Source organism: Nocardia sp. 852002-20019_SCH5090214, assembly GCF_001665865.1.
Taxonomy (GTDB): Bacteria; Actinomycetota; Actinomycetes; order Mycobacteriales; family Mycobacteriaceae; genus Nocardia; species Nocardia nova.
Map to the genome: position 1 here is coordinate 1 of NZ_LZMK01000221.1, position 14,767 is coordinate 14,767.

The 14,767-nt window shown below is 67.2% G+C and carries 15 protein-coding genes; 8 read left to right on the forward strand and 7 right to left on the reverse strand.

The genetic code is table 11. The annotated features are described in order from the left end of the window. Positions 1–117 precede the first annotated feature (117 nt). The 4 genes from A5780_RS17750 to A5780_RS17765 all read right to left on the reverse strand — a co-directional run bounded on the left by A5780_RS17750 (position 118) and on the right by A5780_RS17765 (position 5,008). Positions 118–1,032 (reverse strand): LLM class flavin-dependent oxidoreductase, encoded by a 915-nt coding sequence (locus A5780_RS17750; protein ID WP_064908996.1) that lies wholly within the window; start codon positions 1,030–1,032, stop codon positions 118–120. A gap of 3 nt (positions 1,033–1,035) precedes the next feature. Next, a complete protein-coding gene (locus A5780_RS17755) occupies positions 1,036–2,580 on the reverse strand; it encodes an AMP-binding protein (protein WP_064908997.1) in 1,545 nt (514 codons plus the stop codon). A 67-nt stretch (positions 2,581–2,647) separates the two neighbouring features. Then, positions 2,648–3,685 carry an alpha/beta hydrolase gene (locus A5780_RS17760; RefSeq protein ID WP_063009733.1) on the reverse strand — a complete coding sequence of 346 codons (1,038 nt, stop codon included), beginning with the start codon at positions 3,683–3,685 and terminating at the stop codon, positions 2,648–2,650. Positions 3,686–3,775: 90 nt separating this feature from the next. Beyond that, the gene (locus tag A5780_RS17765; protein ID WP_064908998.1) at positions 3,776–5,008 is read right to left on the reverse strand and encodes an NAD(P)/FAD-dependent oxidoreductase; all 1,233 of its coding nucleotides are present in this window, start codon (positions 5,006–5,008) and stop codon (positions 3,776–3,778) included. 104 nt (positions 5,009–5,112) lie between these two features. On the opposite strand from A5780_RS17765, the gene A5780_RS17770 reads away from it, so the two are divergent. The 4 genes from A5780_RS17770 to A5780_RS17785 all read left to right on the forward strand — a co-directional run bounded on the left by A5780_RS17770 (position 5,113) and on the right by A5780_RS17785 (position 8,084). After that, the gene (locus A5780_RS17770) at positions 5,113–5,760 is read left to right on the forward strand and encodes a TetR/AcrR family transcriptional regulator (protein ID WP_197521783.1); all 648 of its coding nucleotides are present in this window, start codon (positions 5,113–5,115) and stop codon (positions 5,758–5,760) included. Then, the gene (locus A5780_RS17775; protein ID WP_064909000.1) at positions 5,757–6,098 is read left to right on the forward strand and encodes a nuclear transport factor 2 family protein; all 342 of its coding nucleotides are present in this window, start codon (positions 5,757–5,759) and stop codon (positions 6,096–6,098) included. The genes A5780_RS17770 and A5780_RS17775 overlap by 4 nt, the downstream gene beginning before the upstream one ends. Before the next feature lie 201 nt (positions 6,099–6,299). Continuing rightward, on the forward strand, positions 6,300–7,070 hold the full coding sequence (locus A5780_RS17780; protein ID WP_064909001.1) for an SDR family oxidoreductase: 771 nt from the start codon (positions 6,300–6,302) through the stop codon (positions 7,068–7,070). 216 nt (positions 7,071–7,286) lie between these two features. Next, positions 7,287–8,084, forward strand: a complete 798-nt coding sequence (locus A5780_RS17785) for a FadR/GntR family transcriptional regulator (RefSeq protein WP_338067205.1) — start codon at positions 7,287–7,289, stop codon at positions 8,082–8,084. Between the two features lie 4 nt (positions 8,085–8,088). On the opposite strand, the gene A5780_RS17790 is transcribed toward A5780_RS17785, so the two are convergent. Continuing rightward, positions 8,089–8,910: an enoyl-CoA hydratase/isomerase family protein gene (locus A5780_RS17790; RefSeq protein ID WP_064909002.1), complete on the reverse strand. Its 822-nt coding sequence runs from the start codon at positions 8,908–8,910 to the stop codon at positions 8,089–8,091. 228 nt (positions 8,911–9,138) lie between these two features. Here A5780_RS17790 and A5780_RS17795 point away from each other — a divergent pair, with 228 nt between their 5' ends. Both A5780_RS17795 and A5780_RS17800 read left to right on the forward strand, forming a co-directional pair. Beyond that, positions 9,139–10,353 (forward strand): amidohydrolase family protein, encoded by a 1,215-nt coding sequence (locus tag A5780_RS17795; RefSeq protein WP_064909003.1) that lies wholly within the window; start codon positions 9,139–9,141, stop codon positions 10,351–10,353. 104 nt (positions 10,354–10,457) lie between these two features. Then, positions 10,458–11,279 carry an acyl-CoA thioesterase II gene (locus tag A5780_RS17800; RefSeq protein ID WP_064909004.1) on the forward strand — a complete coding sequence of 274 codons (822 nt, stop codon included), beginning with the start codon at positions 10,458–10,460 and terminating at the stop codon, positions 11,277–11,279. A gap of 76 nt (positions 11,280–11,355) precedes the next feature. On the opposite strand, the gene A5780_RS17805 is transcribed toward A5780_RS17800, so the two are convergent. Further along, on the reverse strand, positions 11,356–12,249 hold the full coding sequence (locus tag A5780_RS17805; protein WP_064909005.1) for an enoyl-CoA hydratase: 894 nt from the start codon (positions 12,247–12,249) through the stop codon (positions 11,356–11,358). Positions 12,250–12,402: 153 nt separating this feature from the next. Here A5780_RS17805 and A5780_RS17810 point away from each other — a divergent pair, with 153 nt between their 5' ends. Beyond that, entirely contained in the window at positions 12,403–13,059 is a 657-nt protein-coding gene (locus A5780_RS17810; protein WP_082976539.1) for a cysteine hydrolase, read from the forward strand. 11 nt (positions 13,060–13,070) lie between these two features. Here A5780_RS17810 and A5780_RS17815 read toward each other — a convergent pair whose 3' ends face one another. Next, positions 13,071–13,715, reverse strand: coding sequence for a TetR/AcrR family transcriptional regulator (locus A5780_RS17815; RefSeq protein ID WP_082976540.1), 645 nt, complete (start codon positions 13,713–13,715; stop codon positions 13,071–13,073). A gap of 269 nt (positions 13,716–13,984) precedes the next feature. Between A5780_RS17815 and A5780_RS17820 the strand changes: the two genes are divergently transcribed. Continuing rightward, positions 13,985–14,749 carry a FadR/GntR family transcriptional regulator gene (locus A5780_RS17820; protein ID WP_064909007.1) on the forward strand — a complete coding sequence of 255 codons (765 nt, stop codon included), beginning with the start codon at positions 13,985–13,987 and terminating at the stop codon, positions 14,747–14,749. Positions 14,750–14,767: the final 18 nt, after the last annotated feature.

The following is a 14,767-nucleotide window of genomic DNA, read 5'->3' on the forward strand; positions in this document are numbered from 1 at the left end:
TCACGCTACCGACCACCGAAGCGTCACCAGGCAAAACATCAACCAGCAACTTGACGAAAACCATAGGGACACCCCCCTGACGTGGGGGCGACCAGGGCCTCGCGGCCGGTGGCGCACCTACCGATCCGCGGCCGCGCGCCGCAACGGCGCCGCGACCTGGGTGGCGAACAGGTCGAGCGTGCGTGCGGGGGCGTGATTGTGGAAGCGCAGGATGAACAGATCCACGCCCCGCGCCCGCTCGCGGGCGAAGTAGTCGACGAGTTCGGCCGGGGTGCCGACAACCGGTGGGCCCCAAGATGATTCGGGCATGCGCCGCAGAAGTTTCGCGCGCACGGCTTCGGGGTCGTCGCCGGGATGGACGAGGCCGACCGGATATTGTGCGGAGATGCGCGCGCTGCCGCGCAGCGGCGCCAGTTGGTCCATACGCTCGCGGGCGCCGGCGACACAGTTCCACCAGTCGGCGTATTCGGCGACCAGTGGCATCGTCAAGGTCGGCCCGCCGCCACCGATGTGGAACGGGATCCGGTCCTGTGCCGGTACGGGCAGTCCCCACGCGTCCCGCAACCGAAAGTGCTTGCCGGCGTAGTCGAAACGTTCACCGGTGAACATCAATCCCAGGATCTCGAGCGTCTCGGCCAGTCGTTGCGAGCGCACCCGCGGCGAACCGGCCTCGATGCCGAACCGGGCGAATTCCTCCTCGATCGACCCCCAGCCCAGGCCCAGATCCAGGCGGCCGCCGCTGATGCGATCCAGGGTCGCGGCCATCTTCGCCAGCACCGCCGGATGCCGCAATGGTGCACATCCGACCAGATGGCCCAGGCGGATTGTGGCGGTCGCGGTGGCGATGGCGGTGAGCAGAATCCAGCTGTCCGGCACATCCACCGGCGGGGCGGCGGGGGCGTAGAGATGATCCATGAGCCAGAACGAATCGAAACCCGCGTCCTCGGCCGTGCGAGCGGTGGCTATCACGGCATCCGGGCTGGTGTTGAACTGCGGGAGGAAGACCCCGAATTGTGGAATCGGCGCGGGCATCGGTCACAGCCTCGCCTGGGCCCAGTACGGGTCGCGCAGCAGCTTCTTGTACAGCTTTCCGTTGTCCTGGCGGGGAAGTTCGCGGGCGAAATCGATCGATCGCGGCCACTTGTAGGAGGCCAGCCGGCCACGGCAGTGGTCGAGTAGCCGCTGGGTCAGCTCAGGTCCCGCATCGGCCCAATCGGCGGGCTGGACAACGGCTTTGACCTGTTCGCCGAGTTCTGGGTCCGGCACTCCGAAGGCGGCCACATCGGCCACCTGCGGGTGCAGGATCAGCACATCCTCGATCTCGCGGGGATAGATGTTGACTCCGCCCGCGATGATCGTGAAATCACGCCGGTCGGTGAGATATAGATATCCGTCGGCATCCAGCTGCCCGATATCGCCGAGGGTATGCCAGTCCGGATGCTCCGGATGTGAGACGGCCGCGGTGCGCTCGGGGTCGCGGTGGTAGCTGAAGTTCGCGCCGGCGGTTTCGAAATAGACGGTGCCGATGTCGTCGTATGACAGTTCGTCGCCGTTGTCGTCGCAGATATGGACGGTGCAGCCCACCGGCCGCCCGACCGAGCCCGGATGGTCGAGCCATTGCTCGCTGGACAGGGCGGTGGTGCCGAAGTTCTCGGTGCCGGAGTAGTACTCGGTGATGATCGGCCCCCACCAGTCGATCATCTGCTTTTTGACCTCGATCGGGCACGGCGCCGCGGCGTGCACGGCCACCCGCATGCTGGACAGGTCGAAGCGGGACCGAATCCGCGGCGCCAGCTTCAGCATGCGCACGAACATCGTCGGTACCCACTGACTCGAGGTGACCGAGTATTCGTCGATGGCGCGCAGCGCGGCCTCGGCATCGAATTTCGGCATGATTGCCACCGTACCGCCGCTGCAGTGCACAAGACATGAAACACGCAGTGGCGCAGCATGGTACAGCGGAGCGGGGGACAGGAACACGGTGTCGGCATCGAGACCGAACAGGGCTCGCCCGCTGGGCAGTAACTCCGCGTCACCGTCGGCGGCCGGGTGATCGGGCAGCGGGTAGCGGATGCCCTTGGGCCGGCCGGTGGTGCCGGAGCTGTAGAGCATGAAGGTGCCGCGGACCTCCTGATCGTCCGGTCCGACGGAATACCGCGCGGCCGCGTCGTCCAGCGATTCGTAGGATGTGCTGGTGCCGTCGAGCATGAAACGCCGCACGACGTCGGGAGTGAGGTCGACGATCTGTTCGGCCACCGAGGCCAGCGCGGCGGTCGTGATGACCACCTTCGCGGTGCTGTCGTTGATCAGATAGGCGACCTCGGCGGCGGTCAGGTGGGAGTTGACCGGAGTGACGTACAGACCGGAATTGAGTCCCGCCCAGACCAGTTCGAAATATCTCAGGTGGTTCTCGGCGAGAACCACGTAGTGGTCGCCGGGCCGCAATCCGGCCTCCCGCAGCAGCCGGGCGAGCCGGTTCGCACCGGCGACCAGCTCGCCGTAGGTCTGCACGGCGCCGGTGGCGGTGTCGATCACCGCCGGCTTGTCCGGGGTGGATGCGGCGAAGTGGGCTGGATACACGAACTCTCCCGTTCTTGCTCGATGCGTTGTCATCCGCCGGCGTCGCCGTCGAACACGATGCGCGGCTTCATGATTCGCTGATGCTGTGCACCCATTCGGCGGCCCGGTCGAAGAACTCGGCGCTGTTGAGCGCCAGGTTCATCGAATGGCCCGATCCCGGCAGCACGTAGGTTTCGAGCTCCGCGCGGGGGAAGAACGGGCGTTCGGAGCTGTACAGAGCCGCGGCGCTGGAGCAATCGGTGAGCGAGCCGCCTGCTCCCTGCGCGCAGAAGACTTTGTCCGCGGTCCCGTTCGCGATGAGCACCGGCACCGCGATATCGAAAGTGGCGGGGATGAATACCGGGATGGTGGCCAGAATGCCGATAGTGCCGGCGGCGCGCGTGGCCTCGTCGGCGGCCACCACCTGGGGATCGGAGTCCCCCGGTGCGTGGAAGGCGGCCTGGCGGGCGCCCGGAACGCTCAGGTAACCCAGGTCGCCGGCGGGTATCCGACCCGCGGTGGCGGGATCGTCGAGTGCCGGACGTGCCGCGCCGACGATGGTGGCGATGCCGCCGGGCCCGGGAGCGTGTGACGCGCCGCTGACCAGGAGCCCGTCCACGTCGTGATAGGTCCCGGCCTCGAGCATCGAGGTCAGTGAGCCGAACGAGTGGCCCACCAGCACGACGTGGTTCCACGCCCGTCCCAGTGCCCCGGCGCGCGCGGCGCCGATGACCTCGTGCACGGCCTGGGCCGCCGACAACGCCGAGACCTGTACCCCGACCGGCTTGGAACTCTTGCCGACGCCGATCGGGTCGATGGCGAGGGTCGCCAATCCGGCGCGGGCGGCGTGCCGCACATAGGAGTAGCGGCCGTCGAATCCGGGGAAGTCCCAATAGGTCCGGTCGTAGGTGGCTCCGGGCACGAGTATCTGGAGTGCGGAGGACGGATCGGCCGGCCGGCAGTAGGTGCCCGCGATCCGGGCCTCGCGGTCGACGGTGACCGGGATGGAGACCTCCGTGCACCGGGGGCCGGCCGCCGGCGCGGCGGTGGCCGGTGCCGCCAGGCCCGCGAACGCTATGACCGCTATGACCGTCGGCCAGAACCGTACTGCCCGCAGACTTCTCATTCTCGACCCTTCCGCTGTGCCCCCGGTGTCGAGCATGCTAACAGCTAATAGGGTAATGAGATTACTTATTCATCTAATTGATGGCGGACCTCAGGTCAGGGCGAGCGTGGTCAGGATGTCGGGGCTGAAGGCTGCGGCCGGCGGCGTCCAGGGGCCGGAGTGGATGCCCCCGAGCGCCGCGTTCGTTTCCGGGCGCTCGGCCACCAGTTTCAGCATGCGTGCCCGCTTGGCGGTGCGGTCGGGCAGCCCGAACGCCGAGAGCATGTCGGTGAGTGCGGTGGCGAAACGCAGCCGGGCCATGCGCACGCTGCGCTCCTCGCTGTAGCCGCGCAAGCTCGCCGGAGTCCACGTCCGGTTGTCCAGCAGCGCTTCGGCGAGCAGCCGGGCATCGCGCAGGGCGATACTGAGTCCCTGGGCGCCGATGGGATTGCTCCACCCCGCCGCGTCGCCGATCAGCGCCACCCCGGGGACGACGGGGGTATCGGTCCAGGCGTCGGTCAACGGAAAGGTGGCGCAGGGGCCCAGGGGCTGCGCCGTGGCCAGGGCGTCGCCGCACGGCAGCGCCGGGGTGCGGTAGGCATCGAGGAATCGGCTGATCCGATCCGGCCCGGTGATGCGTTCCGGATCGGTGGTGCGGCGGCCCACGTAGAGCCGGATCCGCCCGTCGGCGCGCGGGATGACGATGTACTGGTTGCGACCGCTCACCGCGATCGTGGTCTCGGCGCGATCCCATGCGCCGTGGTCGTCGACGAGCATGCCCGACAGCATCACTCGCGGGCTGGTGATGGTGAACGGGATCTGGGTCGCGGTCCGGGTGGCCGAGTTCTTGCCGTCGGCGCCCACCACGATCCGGCAGTCCAGATGGTGTTCGGTTCCCGCGCTTTCGTAGTCGACCGATGGTGTCGCGCCGTGCCCGACGACGCAGCGTGCGACACCGCGCACGACCGTGGCGCCCGCCTTGGTCGCCGCGGTGGCCAAGGCCTCTCGCAGCTCGGGGTGGCCGACTCCGATGACGCCGGGCGCCTGCGGTACCACCGCGCTGAGATCGATCGCCCCGCGCCGCGCCCGGGCGATGTCGAGACTTTCGTCGTAGGGCACCATCCGGGTGATCACCGAGGCGCCGGCGGCGCCGGTGACGGCGTCGGCGATGCCGAGATCGATCGCTTCGAGAAATCCCCACGGCACCAGGGCCTCGCCGCGAACCTGGTCTCGGTAGACCGGCTCGCGCTCGAGTACGGTCACCGCCACCCCGGCGGCCGCCAGCCGGGCCGCCAATGCGCATCCGGCCACACCGCCGCCGATTATGACTGCGTCACAACGCATTCCATCCTCCTTCGGTTCATTTACTGGTGCATAATGAGATTCTCATTTACTGTGACATAATGATTCGCGGAACGCGAGAGAGGCTTGAGCACCCGGAGGTGTCGGTGGCGCGTCAGCGTGGTGGGACACAACCCGTTCCGTTGTCGGCGCAGGACATTCTCGAGGCCGCACTGCGGATCGTGCAGCGGTGTGGTCTGGATCGGCTGACGGTGCGCGCGGTCGCCGACGAGCTCGGGGTCACGCCGCCGGCGGTGCACTATCACCTGCGCGGCGGGGAGGATCTGGACGCTCGCGTGATCGAAGCGGTGGCCTCCCGCATCGAGATAGCCGTCGATCCCGAGGCGCATTGGGTGGATCAGTACGCCGATCTGGTGTCGAGCATGGACCGCGCGTTCCTGCGCTATCCGGGCACGGGCACTCGGGTGCTCACGGCCGCACGGGAATCCCCGGCCGCCGAACGCCTGACCGGTGCGGCGCTGTCGATTCTGCGCACCGCCGGGTTCGGCGCGGCGGACGCCGTCGACCTCTTCACGGCCACCTATCTGATGTTCGCCGGATGGCTGGTCACCCGCGGCCTGCGCGAGACCGGCGGCACCCATCCGGCGCTGATCGCCGCAGGTGTCACGGCACCGGACCTGGCAGACGGAACGGCGCTCGACCGGGCACTGCGGCGACTGCTGGAAAACGCTGCGGCGGCCCGGTCGGGCACCGGGAACGAACGAGACAATCCACGAGACGGGAGAAAACCATGACCGAAACGACCGCGATCGAACGCTACTTCGCCGCATGGAATGCCGGTGACGCCGACGCGATCATGGCAGCGCTCGATACCGATGTCGTACTCGAGGATGTGCCCAGCGGCCACGTCGCCCGCGGCCCCCGCGAGGCACGGGCTTTCGTCGCCGGGGCGCTGGAGAAGGCGCCCGGGGCCTCCTACGACGTGGTGAGCAGCCATATCAGCGGGGATGCATTCGTCGTGGAATGGATCATGCAACCGATCGGGTTGCGGGGCGCGTCGGTCGGCTCGCTGCGAGGGGGTCGCATCGGTACCAACCGCGATTATTGGAATGCGGGCCCGGCGCCGGCCTGAGAGTGTCCAACGGGGGTGCCTGCATGCCACCGCCGTGGCGGGTGTGGACCGGCTACCTACGGCGCAATCCGCTCTATCCGCAGAATTAGAATATTTAGATAACTGATTCTACTATGGGGGTGATATCGCCCAGCGTCGCGGCCGGGTGCCGTCAGGTGCTCGCGGTCGCGACGGGCGATCGGATCGAGACGAGGAGCAAATATGAATCTGGCCGACAGTGTGGTGTTGGTGACCGGTGGCGCGGGCGGACTCGGTGAGGCCGTGGTCCGGGAGGTCGCCGCGGCCGGTGCCGCGGTGGTCATCGCCGACCTCGCCGACGAGAAGGCCGAGAAACTCGCTGCCGACCTCGGCTCCAAGGTCAAGTACGTGCGCACCGACGTGACCGACGAGGACAGCGTGCGCAATGCGGTGGCCGAGGCCGGCAAGCTCGGCACCTTCCGGTACGCGGTGGTGGCGCACGGTGGTTTCGGCGTCGCGGAGAAGGTGGTCGGCAAGGATGGCAACCCGGCGAGCTTGACGGGCTTCACCAAGACGATCGACCTGTATCTGACCGGTACGTACAACGTGCTGCGCATCGCGGCGGCGGCCATCGCCGGGACCGAGCCCGACGAGGACGGGCAGCGCGGCGCCATCGTGGCCACGGCCAGCATCGCCGCCTTCGAGGGGCAGATCGGCCAGATCGCCTACTCGGCGGCCAAGGCCGGTGTGGTCGGCATGACCATCGTGGCGGCCCGCGACCTCGGGTCCCTGGGCATCCGGGTGGTCACTATCGCGCCGGGCACGATGCGCACGCCGATCATGGAGTCCGTCGGCGACGAGGCGCTGGCCAAATTCGCCGCCAACATCCCGAATCCGCGGCGGCTGGGAAAGCCGGAGGAATACGGTGCGCTCGCGCGCCACATCCTGGAGAACGCATACCTCAACGGCGAGACCATCCGGCTCGACGGTGCGCAGCGGTTCACCCCGCGGTGAGCGCGTGACCTGGGCCCGCCCCCGGGCGGGCCCACGTCGGCCGGGTCGTGGAGCTGAACGCTCGCCGGTTCTACCGCCTCCTTGCGGCCGCTCCGGCGCAGGTGGGCGCGGCGAGTTGAGCTCGCGCCGGCAGCGACCGCCGCCATGTCCGCAGTGCGCACAATTAGTTCTATTATATGATTCATTTAAGGTACCGTTCGGCGGTGGGAGGTAAGCGTGGCAGTCGATTCCCCGACCGGGGCGTCGCGTGGTGCCCAGCGGTCCCCGGCTCGCGGCACCACTCAGCGCGTCCGGGTGCCCAAGATGGCCGAACTCGTCGCTGCCGAACTGCGCCGCCGCATCATCCGGGGCGAATTGTCCGAAGGTGAGGCGCTGTCGTCCGAAACGGAGCTGATGAGCCGATTCGGGGTGTCGCGTCCGACCCTGCGCGAGGCGTATCGGGTGCTGGAGTCCGAACGGCTGATCGTCATCCGCCGCGGCGCCAACGGCGGGGCGCGCGTGCAGCCGCCGCGGCGTGAAGTCGCCGCCCGCTACGCGGGTTTCATCCTCGAGTATCAGGGTGCCTCGGTCAAAGACGTCTACGAAGCACGTGCCGCGCTCGAGGTGCCGAGCGTCGGCCGGTTGGCGCTGCGCCGGTCCGCGGCCGATCTGGCCGCGCTGACCGAGGCGCTCGACCGCTACGACGACGAATACGACCCGTCGCGGTCGATCCGGCTGCACGGCGAATTCCATCAGCTGGTGGTCCGGCTGGCCGGTAACGAAACCCTGACCCTGCTCTCGGAGATGGTGCATCACATCATCGAGACCGCCAACGTGACACTGCAACCCGACAGTGGTCCCTCCGCCGAGCGGGCCCGGCGCGACACCGGCAGGGTCCATCGCAAGCTGGTGGAGCTCATCCGTGGGCGAGATGCGCGCGCGGCCGAGGAACTGTGGCACCGTCACCTCGGCGAAGCCGAGGGCTACGTTCTCGGTGACGATGCGGCGACCAGCGTGCTGGATCTGCTCGGCTGAGAGCTCACAGCCGGCCGTCGCGGCGCAATTCGGCGGGCACCCAGTGCGGTGAGCGGCGCTGCTTGAATGCCTGAAAGCCTTCCAGTGCTTCGGGCCCGGCGAGGCTGGACTCCATCGCGATACGAGCGAAATGCCCGAGGTAGCCGTCCAGACTGGCCTTGATCTCCCGGCGCGCGGCCGGCGCGGTCCGGCAGATCTGGGCCAGGGCTTCGGTTGCGGCGCCGAGAAGTTCGTCGTGGGGCACCACCCGCGAAACGAGCCCCCAGTCCAGTGCCTCCTGCGCGGACAGTGTGCGCCCGGTGAGTAGCAAGTCGCGGGCGCGCACGACGCCGACCACGCGTGCGAGCACCTGGGCGTAGTAGGTATCGGCGATGCCGCGCAACAGTTCCGGGGCGCGGAAACTCGCCCGGTCGCTGACCACCGCCAGATCACTGCACAGAGCGATCATCAGGCCGCCGCCCTGGCACAGGCCGTTGACCGCGCACACCACGGGCTTGGCCGAACGGCGCAGCGTATCGAACGGCGTGACGTCCATTCCGAGCGCGGTTTCGAAATCCAGCCAGTCGTCGGTGCCGCTCTTGCCGAGGTCGCCGCCCGGGACGAAGGTGTCGCCCGTGCCGGTCAGCAGCAGTCCGGCCACGGCGGGATCGCGGTCGACCCGGTTGATCACGTACCGCAGACCGAAGTACATCGCCGGGGTCAGCGCGTTGCGTGCCTCCGGCCGGTCCACCGTGCAGACGGCGAATACGCCGTCGCGCTCGAAGCGAAGATACGGAGTGCCGAGCCAGTCGCCCGAGGGTGGTTTGGGCTGCTCCTGTGCGGACATCGTCTTCCCTTCGTCGGCGGAACCGATCCGATACGGCTAACTTATTATGCTGTATAGGCCGTAACGGCACTGGGGTTGACGATTAGATCAGAGTTTTAGGAATATTGTGCGATATATAGCCGCTGAACAGCTTCTATAAGTTTGACACTTTCGTCAAGTTGGTCCTATCGTAGAGATCGACTCAGTGGCCATGCCGCAGCAACCGCATTTTCGGACAGGGGACATCCCATGACGCAGTTCACCGACGCGCCGATCTTCGACGCCGATCAGCACATGTACGAGACGCCGGACGCGCTGACCCGCTATCTACCTGAGAAGTACCGCCGCGCAGTGCAATTCGTGCAGGTCGGGAACGCGGCGCGGATCGCGATCCTCGGCCGGATCACCGAATACATCCCGAACCCGACATTCGACCGGGTGGCCGCGCCGGGATCGTGGGAGAAGTTCTTCGCGGGTCAGAACGCCGAGGGCAAATCGCTGCGCGAGCTGTCGATCGGCATCGATGCCGAACCCTCGTTCCGGGAGCCTGGACCCCGCATCGCCGAACTCGACCGTCAGGGTGTCGATGAGGCGCTGATCTATCCGACGCTGGCCAATCTGGTCGAGCACTCCGCGGCCGAGGACCCCGAACTGGTGGTCGCGGTGATCCACGCGCTGAACCGTTGGATGCTCGACACCTGGGGCTACACCCATCAGGATCGGCTGTTCATGACACCGGTGATCAGCGCCGCCATGGTCGACGACGCCCGCCGGGAACTGGCCTATGTCGTGGAGAACGGGGCCAAGGTAGTGCTGATGAAGCCGGCTCCGGTGAAGGGCCTGCGGGGCTGGCGCTCGCCGGCGCTGCCGGAGTTCGACCCGTTCTGGAGTGATGTCGAGCAGGCGGGGATCCCGGTGGTATTCCACGCCAGTCAGCCGCCGCTGGACGGCTACATCAACCAGTGGGAACCGCCGGAAACCAACAACCACCTGGAGATGAGCGCGTTCCGCTGGATCGCGTTGGGGCACCGCGAAATCGCCGACATGATGACCAGCCTCATCTGCCACGGCACGCTGACCCGGTTCCCGAAGTTGCGCGTGGCCAGTGTGGAGAACGGCAGCGCCTGGATCCAGCCGCTGTTCGACGATTTCGAGGCCACGTACGCCAAAATGCCGCAGGCCTTCGACGAGCATCCGCACGAGGTGTTCCGCCGCAACATCTGGGTCAGCCCGTTCTGGGAGGGCAAGGTCGCCGATGTGGTGCACACCGTAGGCTGGGACAAGGTGCTGTTCGGTTCCGACTTTCCGCATCCGGAGGGCCTGACCGAACCGCGTGGCTTCTACAAATACGCCGAGGGCATGGACGAGCGGCGCACCCGCGACTTTATGGGTGACAACGCACGTCGTCTGCTCGGGCTTCCTGTGCGCAACCCCGCCGGTGACAGCGTGCCCGTCCCCGCCTAATCAAAATATATTGTGCCACACTGGTATTCGATGAGCGGTATGGCACACGCCGGTTGACGACCCGGTCGGCCCGGCGCGCGGGTGTGCGCCGAGAAAGGTGTGAGATGTCGCTGGAGTCGGCACCGATAGCGTCTGCGACGCTGCTGGATCTGCTGGAGCTGGAGCAGATCGATCGCGATCTGCACCGTTCGGTCGTGCTTTTCGACGAGCCGTTCTCGCTGTACGGGGGGCAGGTCGCCGCGCAGGCCCTGTACGCCGCCGGGCGGGCGGTACCACCGGGGCGATTGCCGCATTCGCTGCACTGTTACTACCTGCGCGGTGGCAGTGCGGCGCGGCCGGTGCTGTTCCGGGTCGACCGGGACCGCGACGGCCGGTCGTATTCGGCGCGCCGGGTGACCGCACTGCAGGATGGCGAAGTCATCTTCACGATGTCCGCGTCGTTCGCGACGCCGCGGCGCGACGCGGACCACGAGGTCGAGCCGATGCCCGACATCGCAGCGCCGGAGTTGCTGCCCGAGTGGGAATTCGAGCGCATGTGGTCGATGCAGGCGCGAGTGCCACCGCAGCGAACCCGCTCCACTCCGTGGCCGAGCCGGTTCTGGGCTCGCAGCGCGATCGAGCTGCCGGATTCGCCGCTCGTGCACGCCTGTGTCCTGACCTATCTGTCCGATACGTCAAGTGGTCTGGTGGATGTGCCCGGCGGCGCGCAGTGGGCGGGTTCGACTCTCGACCACACCGTGTGGTTCCATCGTCCGGCGCGATTGGACGAGTGGGTGCTGGTGGACCTGCTCCCGCGGACGGTAGCCGGAGGGCGGGGGCTCTACACCGGAACGGTTCGCCGGGCCGACGGCGCCACGGTGGCCACCCTGGCTCAGGAGTCGCTGTTCCGGGAGCCGCCGCCAGGCAGGCCCCTGCCGAAGATCTGAATCGCCGCCGCGGCTGTGAAACCTGATGCGCCGCCGGAAAATCCGGCGGCGCTCGGTCTCCACGGGGCGGCGGTCGTCACGGCGTGTGCTTGTCCGCGGGCCGCAGCGCGGAGGCCGTCCGCCAGTCCTCCAGTCCGTAGTCCACCGTGCCGACGTAGGTTTCGCCGCGCGAGATCTCACTCCAATGGGCGTGGTTGAGCTGATGGATCGTGAAGCAGGCGTCCAGCGCGGTGCTGAAGCCCTGGGCGTCCTGTGCCTGGTTGACCGAATCCTTGATCAGCAGCGCGGCCATCGACGGGACCTTGCCGATGCGGGCCGCGAATTCGACCGTTCGCTCCGATACGCTTTCGGCGGGGAAGATCTTGCTCACCATGCCGAGCGCATACGCCTGTTCGGCGTCGATCGAATCACCGGTCAGCAGTAGCTCTTTGGCTTTGCGAGGGCCGAACTCCCACGGGTGGGCGAAATATTCGACGCCGCACATGCCGAGCCGGGTGCCGACCACATCGGCGAAGACAGTGCCCTCGGCGGCCACGATGAGATCGCAGCACCATGCCAGCATGAGTCCGGCCGAAAGGACTTTGCCGTGCACCTGGGCGATGGTGATCTTGCGCAGCTGTCGCCAGCGCTTGGTGTTCTCGAAATAGTAATGCCACTCTTGACGCAGCCGCGATTCGGCGCCGTCGAGAGTGCCTCCGTTGCATTGGAAACTCGGATGCTGGTCGGGTCCGGGCTCGCGTTCGGCGACGCTCTCGGCGGTGCCCAGATCATGTCCGGCCGAGAATGCGGGACCGTCGCCGCACAGAACCACCACGCGGACTGTGTCGTCGGCTTCGGCGCGTTCGAAGGCCTCGCCCAATTCCACGAGCATCCCACGGTTCTGGGCGTTGCGCGCCTGCGGCCGGTTCAGGGTGATGCGTGCGATGCGGCCCTGTTCGAGAGTTTCGTAGCGGATGTAGCGGTAACTCATGGGGACGCCTTTCCCGGCAGCTGCCGACGGCGAGCTCCGGACTTTAATTGACGATAGTGACAAACTGGCCCGTTCCGGACGGGTATGGGCGGGATCCTACGAAAATCTCCTGTTGCTACACAAACAAGAACCCACTTTCGATAGTATTTGACGATGACGTCAAGTAAGAGTAGCGGAAGTGGATCCAGCGCCCGCGCCACCCGGGCGGGGGCCGATCCCACCGGAGTCGCCGTCGTATGCGTCGAATGTCAGAACGGCGTGATCGGGCCCGAGTCGGTTCTTCCTGCGCTGGCCGCCGATGTACGGGCCGTCGTGTCGGGTATCGCGCGGCTGCTGGCCGGCGCCCGGACCGCCGGTATCCCGGTGGTCCACGCGACGTTCGAAGGATTCCTCGGTGCCGGTGGGCCCGGGCAGGCGCCGTTGTGGCGTGCACTGGACCGAGCCGGCGGGTGGGGGCCGGGGGACCCGTCCACCCAAGTCGTCGCGGAGCTGCTGGATCCGGCCGACTTCGTGCTCGGCCGGCATCAGGGCCTCTCGCCCACACACGGGACGGAACTTCTTCCGGTACTGCGCAGCATGGGAATTCACACTGTGGTGCTGGCGGGGGTCTCGCTGAATGTGGCCCTGCCGTTGACCGCGGCCGATGCGAGCGAGGAGGGATTCCGGGTGGTGGTCGCGCGCGACGCGGTGATGGGCACCCCGGCCGAGTACGCCGAGCAGGTGCTGCGCAATACGATGGCTATGCTGGCCGATATCGTCACCGTCGACGACCTGACCACCGCCTGGGCCGCGTCGGCTCTGCGCGCGTAACCGGACGGGGCTCAGGCGGTCAGGATCGCCATCAGGAAATCGGTTGCGGTGCGGACGATGTCGTCGGGATCCACCGGCAGCTGTTGCTGGGTGTGGCTCAGATACCAGGATCGGTCCAGCATGGCCTGGACGCACAGTCCCAGCGCCTCCGGTGCGGCGGCCGGGTGGCGCTGGCGGTTGCGCAGATTCATCCCGAGCAACCACACCACCCGCATCTGCATCCGGGTGCTGGCAATCTTGACATCTTCGTCGGAAGGGCCCGGTTGGGCCGAGAGTATGAAGGCCCCGTGCTTGTCCATGAAGGCGAAATAGCCGCGCACCCAGGTCTCGACGTCCTCGCGAGTGCACGGCTGGGCAATGGTGTCCCAGCGTGCGACCACGTCGAGCAACTCGTGATAGGTCTCCTCGCCCAGGGTGTTGAAGATTTCGCGCTTATCGCGGAAGTAGGTGTAGAAACCGGCCCGCGAGATCCCGCAAGCATCGGTGATGTTGTTGATCCGGGTGCCCGAATAGCCGCGTTCCAGAAACAGCTGTTTGGACGCCTCCAGGATGGCGTTGCGCGTGCGCGCCGCGCGTGCGCCCAGCCGGGGGTCGCCGGTGCCGTCGTCGGTCCGGCTGCTGTCGTCGTCGAGTGCGGGCGCCGATGAATCGTTCATGATGGGGCCAGTCTAGGAGATTCCGGTGCGGGATCCGGCGGTGCGCGCCCGGGGCCGGCGGGAATCCGGACAGTTTTGTCAACTGTGGCGCCCGGGAGCTTCCGTCATCGGCTCGGCCGGTCGAGGGTGGGATCTGCGCCGGTGCCGAGGTGCGGTAATACCCGTTGATCGGTGGTTCGACCCCTGGGCCGGATCACGGTCGGTTGGCGCCGGATACAGGTGGATAGGTGATAATAGTGGTATCAGCTGACCCATACCGGAGGAAATTCATGTCTGCGATGCCACTGTCGACGTCGGTCGTCCGCGTGCCGAAGGCCGGTGAAATGGTGGCCGCCCAATTGCGCCGTCAGATCGTCACCGGTGAACTGCGTGAGGGCGATGCGCTGCCGTCGGAGACCGAACTCATGGAGCGATTCGGCGTGTCGCGTCCCACCCTGCGCGAGGCATTCCGAATCCTGGAGTCCGAACAGGTGATTCAGGTGCGGCGCGGTGCGCGCGGTGGCGGCCGGGTGATGATGCCCGACGTATCCGCGGCCGCTCGCTACGCCGGCACCCTGCTGCAGTACCGCAAGGCAACCCTCGCCGACGTGCACGAGGCCCGAGCCAATCTCGAGGTGGCAGCGGTGGCCACGTTGGCGCGTAAGCGGACCGCGGCCGACCTGCGGGCCCTCGATGACATGCTTGCCAAAGGCGAAGCGCTGCTGAGTGACCCGCCGGCCTTCGGTAAGGGATACGACCTGGAGTTCCACCGCACACTGATGCAGTTGGCGGGAAATCAGACGATGATCGTGCTGCTCGACATCGTCTCGACGATCATCGAAAGCCACGTCGAGAACTTCCTGCGTGAGCACCGCGGTGACACCGGCGCCGAATCCAAGGCCGCGGCAGCGCACCGGGCACACGTCAAACTCGTGCAGTTGATCCGGGACAAGGACGCCGTCAAGGCCGAAACCTTCTGGCGTAAACATCTGGCTCAGGTCAAGAACTTCATGATCGAGGACCCGGAGGAGTCGGTCCTCGACGTGCTGCCTTAGGCCGCCGCCCGGCCGCGC

Coding starts and splice junctions, on each gene's coding strand:
- A5780_RS17750 (WP_064908996.1), bottom strand. CDS start 1,032: ATGCCCGCGCCGATTCCACAATTCGGGGTCTTCCTCCCGCAGTTCAAC.
- A5780_RS17760 (WP_063009733.1), bottom strand. CDS start 3,685: ATGAGAAGTCTGCGGGCAGTACGGTTCTGGCCGACGGTCATAGCGGTC.
- A5780_RS17765 (WP_064908998.1), bottom strand. CDS start 5,008: ATGCGTTGTGACGCAGTCATAATCGGCGGCGGTGTGGCCGGATGCGCA.
- A5780_RS17775 (WP_064909000.1), top strand. CDS start 5,757: ATGACCGAAACGACCGCGATCGAACGCTACTTCGCCGCATGGAATGCC.
- A5780_RS17780 (WP_064909001.1), top strand. CDS start 6,300: ATGAATCTGGCCGACAGTGTGGTGTTGGTGACCGGTGGCGCGGGCGGA.
- A5780_RS17790 (WP_064909002.1), bottom strand. CDS start 8,910: ATGTCCGCACAGGAGCAGCCCAAACCACCCTCGGGCGACTGGCTCGGC.
- A5780_RS17795 (WP_064909003.1), top strand. CDS start 9,139: ATGACGCAGTTCACCGACGCGCCGATCTTCGACGCCGATCAGCACATG.
- A5780_RS17800 (WP_064909004.1), top strand. CDS start 10,458: ATGTCGCTGGAGTCGGCACCGATAGCGTCTGCGACGCTGCTGGATCTG.
- A5780_RS17805 (WP_064909005.1), bottom strand. CDS start 12,249: ATGAGTTACCGCTACATCCGCTACGAAACTCTCGAACAGGGCCGCATC.
- A5780_RS17810 (WP_082976539.1), top strand. CDS start 12,403: ATGACGTCAAGTAAGAGTAGCGGAAGTGGATCCAGCGCCCGCGCCACC.
- A5780_RS17815 (WP_082976540.1), bottom strand. CDS start 13,715: ATGAACGATTCATCGGCGCCCGCACTCGACGACGACAGCAGCCGGACC.
- A5780_RS17820 (WP_064909007.1), top strand. CDS start 13,985: ATGTCTGCGATGCCACTGTCGACGTCGGTCGTCCGCGTGCCGAAGGCC.